Here is a 20,336-nt window from a genome sequence, read left to right as displayed (position 1 = left end):
CGCACCCTCGGCGCTCTCGCTACCCCGCGTCGCTTCCGAGCGGCAACTGGGCGTCGCCGGCCGGGTGGCGGGTCGCAGGGACTGGAATGGTGGGCCTCGCCGGCCAGGGAATATCGATCGAGCGATGGAAGGTGACGCCAGCGATATCCCAGCGCGGGCCGTGGCCGGCGAGCCGGTCGCGGAAGCCGGCCCAGTCGTGGGTCGCCCTGGGCGACCAGCCCAGCTCCGCGATGGCGGGGAGCCGGGGCAGGAGCAGGAACTCGATGTCCGCGAGCGAGGTGACCGACTCGGTCCAGAGCGGGGCCTCGACACCGAGCACAGCCTCGGCGGGCACGCCGACGACGTGCGTGCCAGGGTCCCAGTCGTACGCCTTTCGTACGTCGATGAGCCCAGCCCAGTCGTGCCCGATCGGGGTGTCCGGGGCGTACTTCATGTCCAGGTAGGCGTGGTTGCCGGGGGAGACGATCAGTCGGGCGCCCCGGCGTACGGCCTCGACCGTGGTGGGGTCGTCGCCGTTCGTGCCCCACCACTGCAGCACCCGCCCGTCGGCGTGGGCGGCCGGAGCGAGCTGGTGCCAGCCGACGACGGTCTTGCCGAGGCCGGCGACGATGCGTTGGACCCGCTCCACGAAACCGGTGTAGACCTCGCCCTTCACCTTGAAGGCCTCGTCGCCGCCGATGTGCAGCCACGGACCGGGTGTGACCGCGGCCAGTTCACCCAGCACGTCGGCGACGAAGTCGTACGTCCGGTCGTCGGCCGGATCGACGTAGCTGAAGCCGACCTCGGTGCCGGTGTACGGCGGCGGCGCGATCTTGTCCGGTGCCAGCTCGGGGTACGCGACCAGCGCCGAGTTGGTGTGCCCGGGGAGGTCGATCTCCGGGACCACGGTGATGTGCCGGGCGGCCGCGTACGAGACGATCCGGGCGTAGTCGGCCTTCGTGTAGAACCCGCCGGGGCCGTCGCCGACCTCGGTCGCCCCGCCGACGGTGGTCAGCTTCGGCCAGGAGTCGACGGCGATCCGCCAGCCCTGGTCGTCGGTGAGGTGCAGGTGCAGGTGGTTGAGCTTGTACCGGGACAGGTGGTCGACCACCCGCAGGGCGTCCTCGACGGCGAAGAAGTGCCGGGCGACGTCGAGCATCGCGCCCCGGTACGGGAACCGGGGCATGTCGGTGATGGTCCCGCCGGGAAGCGTCCACCGTTCGGTGACCGGGGTCGGGCTCTCGATCGCCGCCGGCAACAGTTGGCGCAGCGTCTGCACGCCGTGGAAGAGCCCGGTGGCGGTGACGGCGGTGACGCGTACCCCATTGGTGGTGACGTCGAGCCGGTAGCCCTCCGCGCCGAGGTCGGCGGCGGTCTCGTCCAGCACCAGCGCGATGCCGTCGACCGGTGCCGGCGCGGCGGTGTCGGTGACCGGCAGCGGGTAACCGGTGGCCGGGCGCAGCAGCTCGGCGAGTTGTTCGGCGACCGCCAGCGCGGCGGGGTCGGGGCTGGCCTCGATGACCGCTTCGGCCGGCAGTGTCCAGTCTCCGGTGGGGTCCGGCTGGACCTGCTGGGGAGCCGGCACCACGTCGGCCAACCGGTGCGGGGCTGACGGGGCGAGCGCCTGGCCCGCGGCTCGCTCGGCCGCGCGGGCCAGCGCGCCCGCGTCTGGTGCCACCGCCGGCAACGGCACCGGGCTGGTGGCGGGGGTGGCGGCAGGGCCGGGGGAGGGGACGGTCGACACGGCGGCGACTCCGGGGGTGTATTCGCGTCGGTTATGGCAAAAGCGAGGTTCACCGGTTGGCGTGCCATCCAGCGTACGGCGCTCGGTGGGGTTGCGTGTTGGTGCGCATGGAAGCGTTCCCAGAAAACGGTACGAACACGGATAGTCGTGACGGCTGTGCCAATTGTCACCGAACGGTCCCAGGTCGCTCGATGGTCGCTTAACCTTCGCCCACCGATCGACGTCGACCCCGGGATTGCCGGCGGTCCGTCCCGGGGAAGAAGAAAACTGAACCTTCGTTAAGTGTCCGTCCGGCGCGTGTTGTGGAGGCTCTGGTGGCAGCGCAAGAGACCGTCGATCACAAGTACGTCTACGACTTCTCCGAGGGCAACAAGGATCTCAAGGACCTGCTCGGCGGCAAGGGCGCCAACCTCGCCGAGATGACCAACCTCGGCCTGCCCGTCCCGCCGGGCTTCACCATCACCACCGAGGCGTGCCAGGCGTACCTGGCGACGGGACGGGAGCCGGACGGGCTCGCCGGGCAGATCGAGGCGCATCTGGAATCGTTGGAGCGCGCGATGGGCAAGCGCCTCGGCGACCCGCAGGACCCGCTGCTGGTGTCCGTCCGCTCCGGCGCCAAGTTCTCCATGCCCGGCATGATGGAGACAGTCCTCAACGTCGGTCTCAACGACCAGAGCGTGGAAGGTCTCGCACGACAGGCCGGCGGCTCGGCCGGCCCGGCCGCCTCCGGCGGCGCAGACAGATTCGCCTGGGACTCCTACCGCCGCCTCATCCAGATGTTCGGCAAGACCGTCTGCGAGGTGCCGGGCGAGGAGTTCGAGCACGCGCTGGACGAGGCCAAGAACGCCAAGGGCACCCACAACGACCTGGACCTGGACGCCGACGACCTGCGTGGGCTGGTCGACGCGTACAAGAAGATCTTCTTGAAGCACACCGGTCGGGAGTTCCCGCAGCAGCCGCGCGAACAGCTCGACCTCGCCATCCGGGCGGTCTTCGAGTCGTGGAACGCCGAGCGCGCCGTGCTCTACCGTCGCCAGGAGCGGATCCCGGCCGACCTCGGCACCGCGGTCAACGTGGTGACGATGGTCTTCGGCAACCTCGGCCCGGACTCCGGCACCGGTGTCGCGTTCACCCGTGACCCGGCCAGTGGCGCGCAGGGCATCTACGGCGACTACCTGGCCAACGCGCAGGGCGAGGACGTCGTCGCCGGCATCCGCAACACCGTGCCGCTGAACGAGCTGGAGCGGCTGGACAAGAAGTCCTACGACGAGCTGCTCGGGTACATGGCTCGGCTGGAGGAGCACTACAAGGATCTCTGCGACATCGAGTTCACCATCGAACGCGGCAAGCTGTGGATGCTGCAGACCCGGGTCGGCAAGCGGACCGCCGCCGCCGCGTTCGTGATCGCCGGCCAGCTCGTCGACGAGGGCCTGATCGACCTGGACGAGGCGTTGCACCGGGTCAACGGCGCGCAGCTCGCGCAGCTGATGTTCCCCCGATTCCAGCTCGACCACGAGTTCGAGGCGGTCGCCAAGGGCATCGGCGCGTCGCCGGGTGCGGCGTCCGGCAAGGTCGTCTTCACCTCGGCGCGGGCCGTCGAGTTGGCCGCCGAGGGTGAGTCGGTGATCCTGGTCCGCCGGGAGACCAACCCGGACGACCTGAACGGCATGATCGCGGCCAAGGGCATCCTCACCTCGCGGGGCGGCAAGACCAGCCACGCCGCGGTGGTGGCCCGGGGCATGGGCAAGACCTGCGTCTCCGGTGCCGACGAGATCGACGTGAACGTGCCGGCGAAGCGGTTCGTCGTGGCCGGGCAGACCGTCAACGAGGGCGACGTGGTGTCCATCGACGGCACCACGGGCAAGGTCTACCTGGGCGAGGTGCCGGTCATGCCGTCGGAGGTGGTGCAGTACTTCGAGGGCAGCCTCGACGCCGAGCACGTCGACAACGCCCTGGTCCGGGCCGTACACCGGATCATGACGCACGCCGACGGGAAGCGGCGGCTGGCGGTCCGGACGAACGCCGACACCGGCGCGGACGCCGCCCGGGCCCGGCGCTTCGGCGCCGAGGGCATCGGGTTGTGCCGCACCGAGCACATGTTCCTCGGCGACCGTCGGGAGCTGGTCGAGCGCCTGATCCTGGCCCGCGACGCGGACGAGCGGGAGGCGGCGTTGGAGGCACTGCTGCCGTTGCAGCGGGCCGACTTCGTGGAGATCTTCCGCGAGATGGACGGGCTGCCGGTCACCGTCCGGCTGATCGACCCGCCGCTGCACGAGTTCCTGCCACCGCTCGAGCAACTCGCGGTGAACGTGGCGGTCGCCCAGGAGCGTGGCGAGGACGTGGCCAAGGAGGAGGCGCTGCTCGCCGCCGTGCGGCGGATGCACGAGGAGAACCCGATGCTCGGGCTGCGCGGCGTCCGCCTCGGCCTGGTCATCCCCGGCCTGTTCGCGATGCAGGTGCGGGCCATCGCCGAGGCGGCCGTCGCCTGTGCCCGTGGCGGCGGCGTGGCGAAGCCGGAGATCATGGTGCCGCTGGTCGGGGCCGTGCAGGAGTTGGAGACGGTACGCGCCGAGGCCGAGAAGATCATCGCCGAGGTGGTCGGGGACAGCGGCGTCGAGGTGCTGATCGGCACCATGATCGAGGTGCCCCGGGCGGCGCTGACCGCCGGCCAGATCGCCGAGGCTGCCGAGTTCTTCTCGTTCGGCACCAACGACCTGACCCAGATGGGTTGGGGCTTCTCCCGCGACGACGTCGAGGGAGCGTTCTTCTGGCGGTACCTGGAGCTGGGCATCTTCGGCATCTCGCCGTTCGAGTCGATCGACCGCGACGGCGTCGGCCGGCTGGTGCGCATCGCCGCCGAGGAGGGCCGCGCGGCCCGGCCCGGGCTGAAGCTCGGCATCTGCGGTGAGCACGGCGGCGACCCGGACTCGGTGCACTTCTTCCACGAGGTCGGCCTGGACTACGTGTCCTGCTCGCCGTTCCGGGTGCCGGTGGCCCGGCTGGAGGCCGGCCGGGCGGTCGTCGAGAGCGGCGGCTCGGACAGCCGCTGACGCACGTCGGCGGCGCGCCGGTCACCCGGCCGCCGCCGACGCTCAGATCGGCGGGCGACGCCAGGTGGGCCGGGACGAGCGGCGTAACTGCGCCGGCAGGGTCGCCATCGGCGTACGCACGGCCAGCGGGCCGTGTGCCTCCGGAACGGCGGTGGCGCCGACACCCCCGCCGCGACGGTCCATCACCGTGCCGGCCCGGCGGGCCACGGCGCGGGCCTCCTCGTGCAGCGCCTCCAGATCCTCGCCCGGCGACACGGTGACCAGGGTCAGCAGGGCGGAACGCCCGGCCGGGTAGGTCACCACGCAACCCGCGGTCGTGCGCACGACCGACTCCCGGAACTCACCACATCGGACCGTGTCGGCCACGCGGTGACCGAGCCCGAAGCTGGCCGCGGCGAGAGCGGCGAGATGGGTGGCGTCGGTGCTGGGCAGGTCGCTGGAGATGAGCAGCCCGTCGGTGCCGGCCAGGACCGTGCCCGCGATCTCGGGTCGACGGCGGCGCAGCCCGCGTAGTTCCGTTCCCACCACCGTGTCCGCGTCCACGAGATTCTCCCCTTACCGGTCGGGATTGGCATGTCGATCGGCTGGTCACGTTCCGCGCCGGGAACGCTACCGGCAGCCACCTCGGCCCGCGAGCCCATAACCGACGGCGATCGGATGGCAACTCCAGACCGATCGGCGGTTGTGGGTCCATCGTCGATGCGTCGGGGGCCGGCTGAGGAGCTGCGGCGGGCGTAATCTTGGCTCGCTCGTACACGGCCGATTGGGCGCCGCGTCGAACGGGAAGAGGTGACTGCATGACCAGTGTCTGGGAGAGCCTGACTGTCGACTCCCGCGATCCGGCCCGACTGGCCCGTTGGTGGGCCGAGGCGCTCGGCTATCAGGTGGTCACCGAGAAGCCCGACGAGGTGGAGATCCGCCCGTCCGCCGACCGCCTGCCCGGCCTGGTCTTCGTGCCGGCCACCGAGGGCAAGCAGGGCAAGAACCGGTTGCACCTCGACCTACGCCCGGCCAACCAGGAGGCCGAGGTCGAGCGCCTGGTCGACATGGGCGCCCGGCACGTCGACATCGGTCAGCGCGACGTCGAGTGGACGGTGCTGTCCGACCCGGAGGGCAACGAGTTCTGCGTGCTGCGTGCGCGCGAGGAGTGAGCCGGACGCCCGGCTGGTCGAGGAGTCGCCCAAGGACACCGGGCACCGCCGGTCGCCGTACGAGCGCGACCGCGCCCGGGTGCTGCACTCCGCGGCGTTTCGACGGCTGGCCACCAAGACCCAGGTGCACACCGCCGGCACCGACGACTTCCTGCGTACGCGGCTGACCCACTCGTTGGAGGTGGCCCAGATCGCCCGGGAGATGGGTGCCCGGTTGGGGTGCGACCCGGACGTGGTGGACGTGGCCGGGCTCGCCCACGACCTGGGGCACCCGCCGTTCGGGCACAACGGCGAGGCGGCGCTGGATCTGCTCGCCACACCGTGCGGCGGCTTCGAGGGCAACGCGCAGACCCTGCGGGTGTTGACCCGTCTGGAGGCGAAGGTGCTCGCCCCGGACGGCTCGTCCGCCGGGCTGAATCTGACCCGGGCGTCGCTCGACGCGATCGGCAAGTACCCCTGGCCGCGTCGCCCCGGCGAGCGCAAGTTCGGGGTGTACGCCGACGACGCGGCGGTCTTCGCCTGGATCCGGGATGGTGCGCCCGGCGACCGGCGCTGCCTGGAGGCGCAGGTGATGGACTGGGCCGACGACGTCGCGTACTCGGTGCACGACGTGGAGGACGGCATCCACGGCGGGTACGTGACGCTGCGCCCGTTGCTCGCCGACGCCGACGAGCGGGCCGCGCTCTGCGCCGACGTGGCGGAGACCTACTCCGGGGAGTCCGCGGCCGACCTGGCCGAGGTGCTGGTCGAGTTGCTGGCCGACCCGCTGCTCGCCCCGCTGGCCGGGTACGACGGCAGCCATCGCGCGCAGGTCGCGCTGAAGGCGACCACCAGCGGGGTGACCGGTCGGTTCGTGTCCGCCGCGGTGGCGGCCACGGAGGAGCGTTTCGGGCCGGGGCCGCACCGCCGCTTCGCCGCCGACCTGGTGGTGCCCCGGCTGGTCCGGGCGCAGTGCGCCCTGCTCAAGGGGATCGCGCTGCGGTACGTGATGCGTCGGTCCGGCTTCCGGGGTCGCTACGAGCGGCAGCGGACGATGCTGGCCGAGTTGGTCGCCGCGCTGGTCCGACGTGCCCCGGAGGGGCTCGACCCGGTCTTCGCCCCGCTGTGGCGGGCCGCCGAGGATGACACGGCCCGGCTGCGGGTGGTGATCGACCAGGTCGCCTCGCTCACCGACCCGGCGGCGGTGGCCTGGCACACCCGCCTGGTCGGGGGAGGCACGCCGCCGATTGACGACGAGCCAGCTTAGGCTAACCTAACTGACATGACGGAACGCCCCAGGAACGTCACCTCGGCCCGGGTGCTGCGCACCGAGCGGCCCACCCCGCACCTGATCCGGCTCGTCCTCGGTGGGGACGAGCTGACCGGTCTGCCGGTGGGCGAGTTCACCGACCACTACATCAAGGTGGTGTTGCCGCAGCCCGGTGTCGCGTACCCGCAGCCGCTGGACCTCGCCGCGATCCGCCGGGACCTGCCCCGGGAGCAGTGGCCCCGGCTGCGCGCCTACACGGTGCGGCGCTGGGATCCGCTCGCGGCGGAGCTGACGGTCGACGTGGTGCACCACGGCGACGAGGGGTTGGCCGGTCCCTGGGCTGCCGCGCTGCGCCCGGGTGACCCCGTGCACTTCGTCGGCCCCGGTGGGGCGTACGCCCCGGACCCGGACGCGGACTGGCATCTGCTGGTCGGCGACGAGAGCGCCCTGCCGGCGATCGCCGCCGCGCTGGAGCGGCTGCCACTGGGTGCCCCGGCCCACGTCTTCGTGGAGATCGGCGACCCGGCCGAGGAGCAGAAGCTACTCAGCCCCGGAGCGGTCGAGCTGACCTGGTTGCATCGCGGCGAACGCCCGGTGGGTGAGGCGCTGGTCGCGGCGGTGCGGGCGTTGGAGTTCCCGGCCGGCCAGGTGCACGCGTTCGTGCACGGTGAGGCGGCCTTCGTCCGCGAGTTGCGCCGGTTGCTGCGCGGGGAGCGGGGTGTGCCGCTGGACCGGCTCTCCATCTCCGGCTACTGGCGGCGCGGCATGGACGACGAGGGTTGGCGCTCCACCAAGGCCGACTGGAACCAGCAGGTGGCGGCCGAGGAGGCGAGCACCGCCGAGCCGGCCCGGGTGGCCTGAGCGTCGCTATCCCTCGGGTGTGTGGTCTTCCTCGCCGGCCCTGGCCAGTCGCCGGCTGACCAGGACGGCGTACCCGACGACAGCCAGGGAGAGCAGCGACAGCATCAGCCTCGGCTGGTGGACCGTCGTGGTGATCAGAGAGATCGAGACCACCGCGTAGACGGCGATCGCCAACCGGGCGGCGCTCGGCCGGGCCCACAGCCAGTACAGGGCGAGCCCGCAGAGCGTCCAGATCACCATCGACGCGCCAAGCAGCAGCCGCAGCTCCAGCGGCAGTCGGTTGGCGTTGTCGTCGACCAGCCGGACCACCTGCCCGAGCGCCCAGCCGAGCAGCAGCAGCGCGCCGCCGAGCGGGATGTGCAGGTAGCTGTATGCCTGCCCGCCACGGAGCCGGGGCTGGGTCAGCCGGGTGGTGACGAATGTGGTGTAGATCCACCAGACGGCCGCCGGGATCAGGAAGGCCAGCGCGGCGGTGAGGATCATGTGCGGCGGCGGGTGGTCCGGCACCGCGAACAGCAGGCTGGCCAGTGCGCTACCCAGCACGATGATGGTGAACTGCCCGATCCGTTCCGGCAGGTGCCGGTTGTCCACCGGCCAGCGGTTGAGCCAGCGCACCCCGACCCAGGGGGTGGCCAGTTCGATCACCATCGCGATGATCCACAGGGCGGGCCGCAGCTCGATGGGCGCGGTCAGCGACACCAACCAGATCAACCAGCCCGACCCGAAGCCGAGCAGATAGACCGTCGTCACCATCTGGGCCATCGGGCTGGTGGGTCGGGCGCGCAGGTACAGCAGGAGCAGCACGCCCCGCACGATCAGGTACCCGACCGGCAGCAGGACGCTCTCCGGCACCTCGTCGACACCGAGGGTCATCGCGCCCGCGCCGACCAACGCGACGAGCACCAGCACCCGGTGCACCGCGTCGTCCGGGTCGAACCGGGTGTCGTAGTAGACCTGCCCCATCCAGGCCCACTGGATCACCACGAAGAGCCCGAGTACGGCCAGCACGGCGCCCGGTGACGGGGTGGGGTCGTCGCCCAGTCGGCGCACCACCGCCGCCAGCGCGTACACGAAGATGAGGTCGAGGAAGAGTTCCAGCCAGGTGGCGTGGCGGTGTCCCGCCTCGTCCGCGCCCGGGAGCCGGTCGGGTAGCCCGACCCGGCCGGCCAGCCATCTGGGCAGGCGGGGGGCTTGGGTCCGTACCCGGCGCATCTGGTCATGGTCCCCGGGCGGACCCGGCCTGCGGGCCGGAACCGCCCAGCCGGCAGCGGCCGCCGCCACACCGGCGTCCCCCGGCCGCCGTGTCGTCGGTCCGGCAGGGCAGGATGTACGGCGAGGGGGTGGCGCATGGCTGGGCGGATCCGGGACGAGGACATCGCACTGGTCCGGGAACGCACCTCGATCGGGGATGTGATCTCCGAGACCGTCACCCTGAAGTCCGCCGGCGGCGGCAACCTCAAGGGCCTGTGCCCGTTCCATGACGAGAAGAGCCCGTCGTTCAACGTGTCCCCGGCCCGCAACGTCTGGTACTGCTTCGGCTGCGGGGCCGGCGGGGACGCGATCAAGTTCCTGATGGACGCCGACCACCTCAGCTTCGTGGAGTCCGTCGAGCGCCTGGCCGGCCGCGCCGGCATCCAACTGCGCTACATCGAGGACGACAGGGGCACCGCGCGCCCCCGCCCACAGCAGGGTCAGCGCCAGCGTCTGGTCGCCGCGCACGCCGCGGCCGTGGAGTTCTACCGGGCGCAGCTCAGCACCGCGGGCGCCCGGCCGGCCCGGGAGTTCCTCGCCCAACGGGGCTTCGACCGGGCCGCCGCCGAGCGTTACGGCTGCGGCTTCGCGCCGGAGGGCTGGGACCTGCTCACCAAGCACCTGCGCCAGCAGGGTTTCACCCACCAGGAGTTGGTCACGGCCGGGCTGTCCCGGGAGGCTCGCTCCGGCAGCCTCATCGACCGGTTCCGCCGCCGGTTGCTCTGGCCGATCCGCGACCTCGCCGGTGACGTGATCGGCTTCGGCGCGCGCAAACTCTTCGACGACGACGACGGCCCGAAGTACCTGAACACCCCCGAGACGCCGATCTACAAGAAGTCGCAGGTGCTCTACGGCATCGACCAGGCCAAGCGGGAGATCGCCAAGCAGGGTCGGGCGGTGATCGTCGAGGGCTACACCGACGTGATGGCCTGCCACCTGGCCGGGGTGAGCACGGCGGTGGCGACCTGCGGCACCGCTTTCGCCGCGGACCACATCGCTGTTCTGCGCCGCCTCCTGTTCGACAGCGACGAGGTGGCCGGCGAGATCATCTTTACCTTCGACGGTGACGCCGCCGGCCAGAAGGCCGCGCTGCGCGCCTTCGAGGACGACCAGCGCTTCGTCGGCCGCACCTTCATCGCCGTCAGCCCGGACAACATGGACCCGTGCGACCTGCGGCTGGCCAAGGGTGACCTGGCGGTTCGGGACCTGGTCGCCCGCCGCGAGCCGCTCGTCGACTTCGCGCTGCGGCACATGATCGGCCGCTTCGACCTGGACACCGTCGACGGCCGGGTCGAGGCCATGCGGCATGCCGCGCCGCTGGTCGCGCGCCTCAAGGACCGGGAGAAACGCCCGGAGTACGTCCGCAAGCTCGCGATGGACCTCGGCATGGAGATCGAGCCGGTGCAACGGGCGGTGCTCGCCGCCGCGAACACCCCGCCGCCCGGCACCCGCGACGCCGCACCGGCCGCCCGCCCCGCACCGGGCCGCCCCGAGCCGGCGGTGGACAGCCCGCAGTCGATGGTCGAGCGGGAGGCGCTGAAGCTCGCCCTCCAGCAGCCGGTCCTGGCCGGGCCGATGTTCGACGCGGTCGAGGCGACGGAATACCGGCACCCGGTGCACGTCGCGGTGCGTACGGCCATCGCGGCGGCCGGTGGTGCCGCGTCGGCGACCGGCGGCGCGGTCTGGATCGAGTCGGTCCGCGACGCCTGCGACGACCTGGCGGCGGCAGCGCTGGTCGGCGAGTTGGCCGTCGAACCGCTGCGCATCGACGGGGAGCCCGACCCACGCTACGTGTCGATCACGATGGCGCGGGTGCAGTTCGGGTCGGTGACCGCCCGGATCCGGGACCTCAAGTCGCGCATCCAGCGGATCAACCCGGTCAACAACAAGGACGAGTACTTCGCCGCCTTCGGTGAACTGCTCTCCCTGGAGCAGCACGCCCGGGCGCTTCGCGAGCAGGCTGCGGGAGGCCTCTAGATGGGACTGTTCAGCCGCAAGCCGAAACTGCCACCGGCCGACCGGCCGCCACTGACCGCCGACGAGCGGGTGCTGGCCTGGGCGGCGGTCGGCAACGGCGAGGGCGACGGCGTGGTGGTCGCCACCAACCTCGGGCTGTGGTTGCCCGGGCGGGGGCACCGGCTCGGTTGGCACGACATCCTCAAGGCCGTCTGGTCCGGCCGGGAACTGACCGTCACACCCGCCGAGACCGTCCTCGAACGCGACGGCTACACGGTGGTCGCCGACGGCCCGGCCGAGACGTACTTCCTCCTCGACCCGCGCGAGCTGCCACACCAGGTGCGGGCGCGGGTGACCCGCTCGGTCGCGTACACCGAGCACCAGCCGGTGCCCGGCGGCGCGGCGCGGGTCGCGGCCCGTCGCACGGCCGGGGTCGACGGTCTGACCTGGACGGTCCGACTCGACCCCGGCACCCCGGCGGACGACGAGGCCCTGCTCGCCGAGACCGACCGTCTCGTCGGCGTGGCCCGCGCCGCCACCGCGCCCGCCGACCTCTGACGCGTCGGGTCACTTTGCGCCGAGGTCCTTCAACGCCTTGTCGGCACCCCGGTGCAGCGGCACCGGCAGGGTCCTGCGGGCCCTTTCCAGCGAGATCCCCTTGGCCGCCGGGTTGGCCTGGGCCAGGGCGTCGCGCTTCTCGAACACCGTGCGGGTGATCGCGCAGGCGACGTTGGCGTCCAGGTCCTTGCGGACCAACAGGACGTTGGGCACGACGATGGTCGGGGTGTCGGTCGCCGTCCGGTACACGTCCCGCCCGATCGTGCCTTCCTGGTAGCCGGGGCTCAGCGCGGCCATCTTCGGCAGCAGCGGCGCGAGGCCGACGAACCTCACCGTGTCGCCGGAGGTGGTGAACAGGTCGGTGAGGCCTCCGGTGGGCAGACCACCGGACCAGAAGAACCCGTCGACGCTGCCGTCCTTGATGCCCTCGACCGTCTTGGTCAGGTCCAGGCGCTGGGCTCGGATGTCCTTGGCCGGGTCGAGACCGGCGGCCTCCAGCAGCCGGTTGGCGATCACCTCGGTGCCGGACTTCGGCGAGCCGGTGGAGATCCGCTTGCCACGCATGTCGGCCACCGAGGTGATCCCGGAGTCGTTGCGGACCACCACCTGGGTGTAGTTGTCGTAGATGCGGGCCAGCGCCTGCACCGGCTGCGGCGCGGTGAAGCTGCCCTTGCCCTCGATCGCGTTGACGGCCGTGTCGAACAGGGAGAACGCCACGTCGTACTGGCCGCCGACGAGTTGTTCGACGTTCTGCACCGAGGCGCCGGTCTCGGCGGCGGTGCCGGTGAGCTTGCCACCGGTCGCACCGGACAACTGCCCGGCCAGGGCGTTGCCGACCACGTAGTAGACGCCTGTCGCGTTGCCGGTGGCGATGCCGACGCGGGTCTCCTCGGTCACCTCGCAGGTGACCTCGCTGGCCGTGTCGTCGGTGGCCGCGCCGCCCTGCTGACCGCCACACCCCGTGGCGAGGGCGAGCACGCTCAGGCCCGCGGCGAGCCGTACGTCGATTCGTCTCACAGTTTCTCCTCCACAGGTTCGGACGATGGTCGGCCGGCGGACCGGCGTCGCAGGAACACACCGGCCGCCGCCACGGCGGCCAGCGCCGCGCCGACCGTGACCGGCACGGGTTCGAGCCAGAGCACTGTGACGCCGGCGAGCGCACCCAACACCCGCTCCGGGGCACCGGCGGGGCCCACTCCGGGCAGCCAGCCACCGGCGGCGACGGCGAGTACCGCGACGCTGAGCGCGGTGACCACGGCGGCGAACGCGATCCGCTGGACGCCGCCGATGCCGAGCAGCCCAAGCCCGGCCGGCGTGATGACGAACGCGATCGGGGTCAGATACGCCGGCAGTGCGTACCGCAGGGTCTGCCACATGGTCGGCACCAGCCGACCGCCGGTCACCGCGGCGGCGGCCACCGCGGCCAGCGCGGTCGGCGGGGACACCTCGGACAGCACCGCGAAGTAGAAGACGAACATCGCCGCGGCGGGCGCGGTCACGCCGAGGTCGAGCAGGGTCGGACCGACGATCACCCAACCGATCACGAACGACGCGGTTACCGGCACGGCGAGACCCAGCAGGCTGAGCGCTACGGCGGCGAGCAGCGCGGTGAGCACCAGGACCAGTGTCGGGTCCGAGGTGGCCGCCTTCGCACCGCCGACCAGCAACGCCGCCGCCTGCGGCCCGAGGCCGGTCTTCGTGGTGGTCGCCGTGATGATGCCGGCGGCGGCGCAGACCGCGGTGACGGCGAGCACGCCGCGTACCCCGGTGACCAGCGCGGTCACCAGCCGGGCCGGGGTGAGCCGGTGCGCGGGGTCGTTCGTGTGGCCCTGCGCGGGTTCGCTCGTGCGCTGCCGCGCGGGGTCGCTCGGGTGGGTTCGCGCGGGGGCGAGTAAGGAGAGCGCGACGGCCAGGACGGTGGCGAAGACGACCGCCCGCGTCGCGGACATGCCGACGGCGAGGAACACGATGATGGCGATCAGCGAGGCGAAGTGGTAGCCGAAGCGGGCCAGCAGACGCCACGGCGAACCGACGTCGATCACCACCGGACGCACGCCCGAGCGGCGTGCGTCGATCTCCACCGAGAGCAGGATGCCCAGGTAGTAGAGCACCGTCGGCACCGTCGCCCAGCCCAGCACCTGCAGGTACGAGACGCCCAGGTACTCCGCGATGATGAACGCCGCCGCGCCCAGGGTGGGCGGGGAGAGGATCGCACCCACCCCGGCCGCCGCCAACATGCCGCCGGCCCGCTCCGGGGGGTAGCCGGCGCGGCGCAGCAGCGGCCAGGTGACCGCGCCGATGCTCACCGTCGTCGCCGCGCCGGAGCCGGAGACGGTGCCGAGCAGGAATCCGGAGGCCACCGCCGTCCGACCGGCGGCCGTACGCGATCGGCGGAACGCCGCCGCTGACACCTCGACGAAGAACCGTCCGGCCCCGGACAACTCCAGCACCGCGCCGTAGATGGTGAACAGCACGATGTACGAGGCGGCCACGTCGAGCGGCGTGCCGTAGAAACCGCTGTCGGAGTTGTAGAACGCGTCCACCAGTTGACTGAAGTCCAGGCCGGCGTGGGCGACCGGCCAGGACTGCGGCAGCAACCCGCCGTAGTAGCCGTAGGCGAGGAACAGCAGACAGACCGCCGGCAGGATCCACCCGGTGGCACGCCGGCACGCCTCCAGCAGCAGGAGTAGCAGGACGGTGCCCAGCACCAGGTCCATCGGGGCCAGCAGGCCCTGCCGGTCGAGGAAGGCGTTGTAGCCGCCGCCACCGCTGCCGATCGCGATCGGCAGGACGGGGTAGAGGCAGGCCACCACGGCCAGCACGACCAGCACCCAGTCGGTGGGGGTGGGTCGCGCCGACGCGCGTGCCCGGCGGCGCTCGGTGCTGTGGTGCTCGGTGCTGTCGTGCTCGGTGCTGTCGTGTTCCGCGTCGTCGCGGTCGGGGCGTCGTCGTCGGGCCCGCAGGCGGGCCGGCAGCCGCAGGTCGGCCGGGTAGGCGAGGAAGACCAGAGGGAGTACGCCGGCGAGGAAGATGATCAGGTAGTACTTGCTGCCCTGCGACAGCGGGCGGAACACCTGCCAGAGGGCGAGGACGCCGACCGCCAGCGCCGCCCCGGTGAGGAGCAGGCCCGCCGGCCCGGTCAACACCCGGCCCGGCTTCTCGTCCTCGAACTGGGCGGCGAGATCCCGGGTGGCCCGCTCGGCGACCGAGCCCGCGTCGGGTTCGGGCGGGTTGCCGACGACGGGCTCGTCCGGCCTTGTCGGCTCGGCGGTCGGGCGTGGTCGGGGTGGTCCACCGCCGGTGCCTGCGCTCAGCCCGTCGACGGGAGAGTTGGCTGGTCGGGCAGGTGACGACGAACCATCGGGCGAGCTGATGGGCGACACAGGGGGACGATACCCGTCGATTGCCCGGCGAGGTGGGGCGTTGATCGGCGTTTCCCTTCCGCGACGCCCCGTCTGGGCCGGTCAGGGTGGTCGGCGGCGGATATTTGCGTGGAGGGCTGTCGGACCCGGCGGTTAGGGTCAGGCGGTGACTTTGGGGCGACCACTGATTCAGGCGCGTGGGTTGGTGAAGCGGTTCGGTGACTTCACCGCAGTGGACGGCATCGACGTCGAGGTGCGCTCGGGTGAGGCGTTCGGTTTCCTCGGGCCCAACGGCGCCGGCAAGTCGTCCACCATGCGGATGGTCGGCTGCATCTCCCCACCCAGCGCGGGCGAGTTGCGCATCCTCGGTCTCGACCCGGTGGCCGACGGGCCGGCGATCCGGGCGCGTCTCGGTGTGTGCCCGCAGTTGGACAATCTCGACCCGGAGCTGACCGTCCGGGAAAACCTGACCGTCTACGCCCGCTACTTCGGCATCTCGCGCCGGGCCGCCCGCGAGCGGGCCGCTGAGTTGCTCGACTTCGTCCAGCTCACCGAGCGCGCCGACAGCAAGGTGGAGCCGCTGTCCGGCGGGATGAAGCGACGGCTGACCATCGCCCGTGCTCTGGTCAACGACCCGGAGATCGTGTTGCTGGACGAGCCGACCACCGGGCTCGACCCGCAGGCGCGGCACCTGGTGTGGGAGCGGCTGTTCCGGCTCAAGCAGCAGGGCGTCACGCTGGTGCTGACCACGCACTACATGGACGAGGCCGAGCAACTCTGCGACCGGCTGGTGGTGATGGACGGCGGGCGGATCGTCGCGGAGGGCTCACCCCGCGCGTTGATCGAGCAGCACTCGACCCGCGAGGTGGTCGAGCTGCGCTTCGCCGCCGAGTCGCAGGAACCGTTCGCCGACAAGCTCGACGGGCTGGGGGAGCGGGTGGAGGTGCTACCCGACCGGGTCCTGCTCTACGTTCCGGACGGCGACGCGGCGGTCGCCGAGGTCACCGCGTTGCGGCTCAACCCCGCCAACGTGCTGGTGCGGCGCAGCGGCCTGGAGGACGTCTTCCTGCACCTGACCGGCCGCACCCTGGTCGACTGACCACCCACGTTTGATCGTTGGCAGCTCAGCCGCACTTCCTCCGGCGTGTCGCACGGCTGAGCTGCCAACGATCACCGCTCAACGGGTTCTGGTCCCGGCGAGGTAGATGAGCAGGCCGGTGCGGTTCTCACGGTATTCACCGAGCAGCGACAGGCGGGCCGGCGAGCAGGGCCACGCCGCGCCGCAGACCCGGCAGCGCCAGGACGGGCGGGCCGCCACGTGTGGGCGGTAGCGGGGCATCAGTGCCCGCCGCCGCGAGCCGACCGGGTGAGTCGCACGAGGAACCTCCGTCGGTGGGGAGGGGCGCCCGGATCGGGGGGTCACGGGGCGCGAGGCGCTGAGCTGTTCCGGCGCGCTGGTGGCCAAGGTGGAGACATCCGAGCGCCGGCCGAGTCTCGACTTCGCCCGCCGGTGTGACGCCGTGTTCTCAGCCGGCGGTCGGTTCGAACAAGGCCGCCACGGCGCGTCGGTCCGCTGATCGACTCGGGTTTCAGAAGAACGGGGCATCCCACGGCGACTGATACCCCGACTTCCGGCAAACCGGTTCGATCAGGCTGCGGGCGCGTCGAGCGAGGTCGGCGCGTCGGTCGAGGCCGGCGAAACCCGGGCGACACGTCGACGGCGTCGCCGTAAGGTGACCGGCGGTCTGTCGTACCCCGGGGGTAGACAGGTCGTGGTGGCGGGCGGGGGTGGTCGTGTGAGTGTGACGGGATCGGCGCGGTTCCCGTGGGTGCCGGCGTGGGCGGTGTTCGAGCACTACCTGGTCGGTCTGCGGCGCACCTGGCGGGCGGGGGTGTTCTCCTCGTTCCTGCTGCCGGTGCTGACGGTGCTCGGCTTCGGGGTGGGCGTCGGGGCCTACATCGACCAGGGTGTGGGCGGGGTGCGTTACCTCGACTGGTTGGTGCCCGGTCTGATCGCGTCCACCGCGCTCCAGGTGACCGTCGGCGACTCCACCTGGCCGGTGTTCAGCAACTTCCAGTGGGTCAAGACCTACTTCGCGCAGAGCGCCTCGCCGCTGCGGGTGGGCGACATCGTGGCCGGGCACCTGGCCTTCGTGTTGTTCCGGGTGCTCACCACCATCGCGGCGTTCCTGCTGGTCACCGGGGTGTTCGGGGCGTTGCGCTCGCCCTGGGCGGTGCTCACCCTGCCGGTGGTCGCGTTGCTCGGGCTGGCCGTCGCCGCCCCGACCTTCGCGTACGCGGCGTGGGTGTCCGGCGACAGTTGGCTGGCGATGCTGTTCCGGTTCGCGGTCATCCCGATGACGCTCTTCGCCGGGGTGTTCTTCCCGGTCGAGTCACTACCCGAGGCGTTGCGGTGGCTGGCGTACGTGACGCCACTGTGGCACGCCGTCGACCTCTGTCGGGCGGCCACGCTCGGCGTCGCACCACAGTGGTCGATCGTCGGGCACCTGCTCTACCTGGCTGCCTGGGCCGTCGCCGGTTGGCTGTTGGCGGTGCGCATGTTCCGTCGCAAGCTCGTCGTCTAGGAGGCTGTCGTGGTCACGCTGATCCTGCCCCGGCTGGTCGACGTCTCCGCCGCGTCCCGGCGGTCGGGGTCGGTGGTCGGGCGCAACCTCGCAGCGCTGAAGTCGGTCTACTGGCTGTTGCTGCTCTCCGGCTTCGTGGAGCCGCTGCTCTACCTGCTCTCCATCGGGGTGGGCGTCGGCGCGCTGGTCGGCGACCTGCCGTTGCCGGACGGGCGACTGGTCTCGTACGCCGAGTTCGTGGCCCCGGCGATGCTCGCCTCGTCGGCGATGACCGGCGCGCTCGCGGAGACCACGTTCAACTTCTTCGGCAAGATGAAGTACATGAAGCTGTACGACGGGATGATCGCCACCCCGGTACGGCCGTTCGAGATCGCCGTCGGTGAGTTGGGTTGGGCGATGCTGCGGGGCAGCGCATACTCGGCTGCCTTCCTCGGGGTGATGGTCGCTCTGGACCTGACCAGCGTCACCCGAGCGCTGACCGCCTTCCCGGCCGCGGTGCTGGTCGGGTTCGCGTTCGGGGCGCTCGGGATGGCGATCTCCACCTTCATGCGCAGTTGGCAGGATTTCGACCTGGTGGGCTCCGCCCAGTTCACCCTCTTCCTGTTCTCCGGCACCTTCGTGCCGGCGCAGGCCTACCCGACAGTGCTGCACTGGCTGGTCGAGATCACGCCGCTGTACCGCTCGGTGCACCTGATCAGAGGGGTCACGCTGGGCAGCGGCGGGTGGCTCTGGCTGCTCGACGTGCTCTACCTGCTGGTGTTGGTGGCGGTCGGCCTGCTGGTGGCTTCACGCCGGATGGGCAGGTTGCTCTACAAGTAGGGGTTACGCCCGACCGTCGACGGGGCATGTCCGGAGGTGACACCGCCGACCAGGAGGAGGGGCGATGGCCTCGGACGAGTCTTCCGCCCAACGGCAGCAGGAGCGTGGTCCCGTGGGCGCGCCGGTCGGTCCCGACGCGGGGCCGGACAGCCCCGGCGACCTGCCCGGCAGTGGGTGGAAGGCGGCACTGCGCCGAACGGTCGCCGAGTTCCAGGACGACAGCCTGACCGACTGGGCGGCGGCACTGACCTACTACGGGGTGCTGTCCATCTTCCCCGGCGTGCTGGTGCTGATCTCGATCCTCGGCCTGCTCGGTGAGAGTGCCACCACCGGCGTCCGGGACACCGTCAACCAGGCGGTGCCGAACGACAGCATCCGGCAGATCATCACCGATGCGATCGGCACCGCGGACAGGAACGGTGGCCTGGCCAGCATCGCGGCGATCATCGGTCTGGTGGCCGCGTTCTGGTCCGCGTCGGGCTACATCGGCGCGTTCATGCGCGCCTCCAACACGATCTACGACGTGCCGGAGGGCCGGCCGATCTGGAAGACCCTGCCGATCCGACTGGGCGTGACCGCGGTGATCGGGGTGCTGCTGCTGGCCAGCGCGGTGATCGTGGTCTTCACCGGTCGCCTCGCCGAGTCGGTCGGCGACGTGATCGGGGTCGGCTCGACGGCGGTCGCGGTGTGGGACGTCGCCAAGTGGCCGGTGCTGCTGGTCCTGGTCAGCCTGATGTTCGCGATCCTCTATTGGGCCTCGCCGAACGCCCGGCACGGCGGCTTCCGCTGGGTCAGCCCGGGTGGAGTGCTGGCCGTGGTGATCTGGCTGGTGATCTCCGGCCTGTTCGCCTTCTACGTGAGCAACTTCGGTTCGTACGACAAGACGTACGGGACGCTGGCCGGGGTGATCATCTTCCTGGTGTGGCTCTGGCTGAGCAACATCGCGATCCTCCTGGGCGCCGAGTTCGACGCCGAGTTGGAGCGCGGCCGGGCCATCTCGGCGGGTCACGCCGTGGACGACGAGCCGTACGTCGAGCTGCGCGACGACCGCAAGCTCCGCAAGAAGCGTAACCAACGCGGTTCGGGCGACTGAGACGACGTAATCAGTGGCTACCGGGCCCGTTCTGAACCCGGTAGCCACTGACGTGCGCAATTGTGGAGCCGGCCGTTAACTACAGGCTGAGGTGAGGCACCAACCGTTGAGGGTGACCTCTTGGAGGTCGTTCACCTTGTGCCAACCGGGGTAGTATTTGTTGCCCACGCTGTCGTAATAAATGTAACCGCTGGGCACCTGGAAACCGTCGGTGTCCCGGAATTCGTAGTAGTACGACGAGTCGGATGCGCTGCCCTGGCCGGCGGGCAGCCACATCGTCTTGCTGTTGGTCGGCCAGTTGCCCGAAAGCTTCACGGATCGGCCCAGCCGGTTCTTCACCTCGCCACAGAAGATCCCGGCGGTGCAGTTCCCGAGCGGGGCGAAGTCCGAGCCAGTGGGGCTGGAGGCCACCTGCTGGGCGGGCGAGGCGACCGCTGCCGCGACTGCGGACCCCGTCGAGGCTGGCGTCGCCTGCGCTGCCGATGGCACCAGGAAAGCGAAGAAGGTCGCTGCGGACACGGCCGCGACAAAGCGCGTCGGTCGATTCATTGGGGTCCTTCCCGTCGGGGTTTTCGGGCACGACAGAACGGCATTTCATCGCGATTGGAGAATTGCGGCGCGCGATTCGACCCCGTGGCTGCCGATGTCCAGGAACGTTATCGGGGACGTAGACGACTG

Annotated in this window: 16 protein-coding genes and 1 pseudogene; 10 read left to right on the top strand and 7 right to left on the bottom strand. The window is 71.3% G+C overall.

Going from position 1 to position 20,336, the window contains the following annotated elements:
• Window positions 1-19: 19 nt before the first annotated feature.
• Complete coding sequence (locus O7614_RS26140; RefSeq protein WP_278141078.1) at window positions 20-1,723, bottom strand: beta-N-acetylhexosaminidase; 1,704 nt, start codon at window positions 1,721-1,723, stop codon at window positions 20-22.
• 314 nt (window positions 1,724-2,037) lie between these two features.
• Between O7614_RS26140 and ppdK the strand changes: the two genes are divergently transcribed.
• Window positions 2,038-4,773, top strand: a complete 2,736-nt coding sequence (ppdK, locus tag O7614_RS26135; protein ID WP_278141077.1) for a pyruvate, phosphate dikinase — start codon at window positions 2,038-2,040, stop codon at window positions 4,771-4,773.
• 42 nt (window positions 4,774-4,815) lie between these two features.
• Here ppdK and O7614_RS26130 read toward each other — a convergent pair whose 3' ends face one another.
• Window positions 4,816-5,316, bottom strand: a complete 501-nt coding sequence (locus O7614_RS26130) for a roadblock/LC7 domain-containing protein (RefSeq protein WP_278141076.1) — start codon at window positions 5,314-5,316, stop codon at window positions 4,816-4,818.
• Between the two features lie 254 nt (window positions 5,317-5,570).
• Between O7614_RS26130 and O7614_RS26125 the strand changes: the two genes are divergently transcribed.
• Genes O7614_RS26125 through O7614_RS26115 form a run of 3 tightly spaced genes read left to right on the top strand, consistent with a single transcriptional unit; the run spans window position 5,571 to window position 8,034 of the window.
• Window positions 5,571-5,924 (top strand): VOC family protein, encoded by a 354-nt coding sequence (locus tag O7614_RS26125; RefSeq protein ID WP_278141075.1) that lies wholly within the window; start codon window positions 5,571-5,573, stop codon window positions 5,922-5,924.
• On the top strand, window positions 5,908-7,170 hold the full coding sequence (locus tag O7614_RS26120) for a deoxyguanosinetriphosphate triphosphohydrolase (protein ID WP_278141074.1): 1,263 nt from the start codon (window positions 5,908-5,910) through the stop codon (window positions 7,168-7,170). Before O7614_RS26125 ends, O7614_RS26120 begins: the two co-directional genes overlap by 17 nt.
• A 15-nt stretch (window positions 7,171-7,185) precedes the next feature.
• Complete coding sequence (locus tag O7614_RS26115; RefSeq protein ID WP_278141073.1) at window positions 7,186-8,034, top strand: siderophore-interacting protein; 849 nt, start codon at window positions 7,186-7,188, stop codon at window positions 8,032-8,034.
• Between the two features lie 6 nt (window positions 8,035-8,040).
• On the opposite strand, the gene O7614_RS26110 is transcribed toward O7614_RS26115, so the two are convergent.
• Window positions 8,041-9,246 (bottom strand): low temperature requirement protein A, encoded by a 1,206-nt coding sequence (locus O7614_RS26110; protein ID WP_278141072.1) that lies wholly within the window; start codon window positions 9,244-9,246, stop codon window positions 8,041-8,043.
• Between the two features lie 113 nt (window positions 9,247-9,359).
• Between O7614_RS26110 and dnaG the strand changes: the two are divergent.
• Window positions 9,360-11,262 (top strand): annotated as a pseudogene (gene dnaG / locus O7614_RS26105) (DNA primase).
• Entirely contained in the window at window positions 11,263-11,799 is a 537-nt protein-coding gene (locus O7614_RS26100; RefSeq protein WP_278141071.1) for a hypothetical protein, read from the top strand. It abuts the pseudogene before it with no gap.
• Between the two features lie 9 nt (window positions 11,800-11,808).
• Here the strand turns inward: O7614_RS26100 and O7614_RS26095 are convergent, their stop codons facing one another.
• Window positions 11,809-12,816 carry a TAXI family TRAP transporter solute-binding subunit gene (locus O7614_RS26095; RefSeq protein ID WP_278141070.1) on the bottom strand — a complete coding sequence of 336 codons (1,008 nt, stop codon included), beginning with the start codon at window positions 12,814-12,816 and terminating at the stop codon, window positions 11,809-11,811.
• Window positions 12,813-15,182 (bottom strand): TRAP transporter fused permease subunit, encoded by a 2,370-nt coding sequence (locus O7614_RS26090; RefSeq protein ID WP_278141069.1) that lies wholly within the window; start codon window positions 15,180-15,182, stop codon window positions 12,813-12,815. The genes O7614_RS26095 and O7614_RS26090 overlap by 4 nt, the downstream gene beginning before the upstream one ends.
• A 145-nt stretch (window positions 15,183-15,327) precedes the next feature.
• Between O7614_RS26090 and O7614_RS26085 the strand changes: the two genes are divergently transcribed.
• Window positions 15,328-16,260: an ATP-binding cassette domain-containing protein gene (locus O7614_RS26085; protein ID WP_278141068.1), complete on the top strand. Its 933-nt coding sequence runs from the start codon at window positions 15,328-15,330 to the stop codon at window positions 16,258-16,260.
• A 78-nt stretch (window positions 16,261-16,338) separates the two neighbouring features.
• On the opposite strand, the gene O7614_RS26080 is transcribed toward O7614_RS26085, so the two are convergent.
• Window positions 16,339-16,500: a hypothetical protein gene (locus tag O7614_RS26080; protein ID WP_347404376.1), complete on the bottom strand. Its 162-nt coding sequence runs from the start codon at window positions 16,498-16,500 to the stop codon at window positions 16,339-16,341.
• Between the two features lie 457 nt (window positions 16,501-16,957).
• On the opposite strand from O7614_RS26080, the gene O7614_RS26075 reads away from it, so the two are divergent.
• From O7614_RS26075 to O7614_RS26065, 3 genes are all read left to right on the top strand, one after another.
• On the top strand, window positions 16,958-17,746 hold the full coding sequence (locus O7614_RS26075; RefSeq protein ID WP_278141067.1) for an ABC transporter permease: 789 nt from the start codon (window positions 16,958-16,960) through the stop codon (window positions 17,744-17,746).
• 9 nt (window positions 17,747-17,755) lie between these two features.
• Window positions 17,756-18,565 carry an ABC transporter permease gene (locus O7614_RS26070; protein ID WP_278141066.1) on the top strand — a complete coding sequence of 270 codons (810 nt, stop codon included), beginning with the start codon at window positions 17,756-17,758 and terminating at the stop codon, window positions 18,563-18,565.
• A 64-nt stretch (window positions 18,566-18,629) separates the two neighbouring features.
• Window positions 18,630-19,658, top strand: coding sequence for a YihY/virulence factor BrkB family protein (locus O7614_RS26065; RefSeq protein ID WP_278141065.1), 1,029 nt, complete (start codon window positions 18,630-18,632; stop codon window positions 19,656-19,658).
• Window positions 19,659-19,733: 75 nt separating this feature from the next.
• On the opposite strand, the gene O7614_RS26060 is transcribed toward O7614_RS26065, so the two are convergent.
• Complete coding sequence (locus O7614_RS26060) at window positions 19,734-20,207, bottom strand: hypothetical protein (protein WP_278141064.1); 474 nt, start codon at window positions 20,205-20,207, stop codon at window positions 19,734-19,736.
• Window positions 20,208-20,336 lie beyond the last annotated feature (129 nt).

This window comes from Micromonospora sp. WMMD961, from assembly GCF_029626145.1.
GTDB lineage: Bacteria > Actinomycetota > Actinomycetes > Mycobacteriales > Micromonosporaceae > Micromonospora.
The sequence above is the reverse complement of the archived record's forward strand: the minus strand, read 5'-3'. Positions and strand labels throughout refer to the sequence as shown.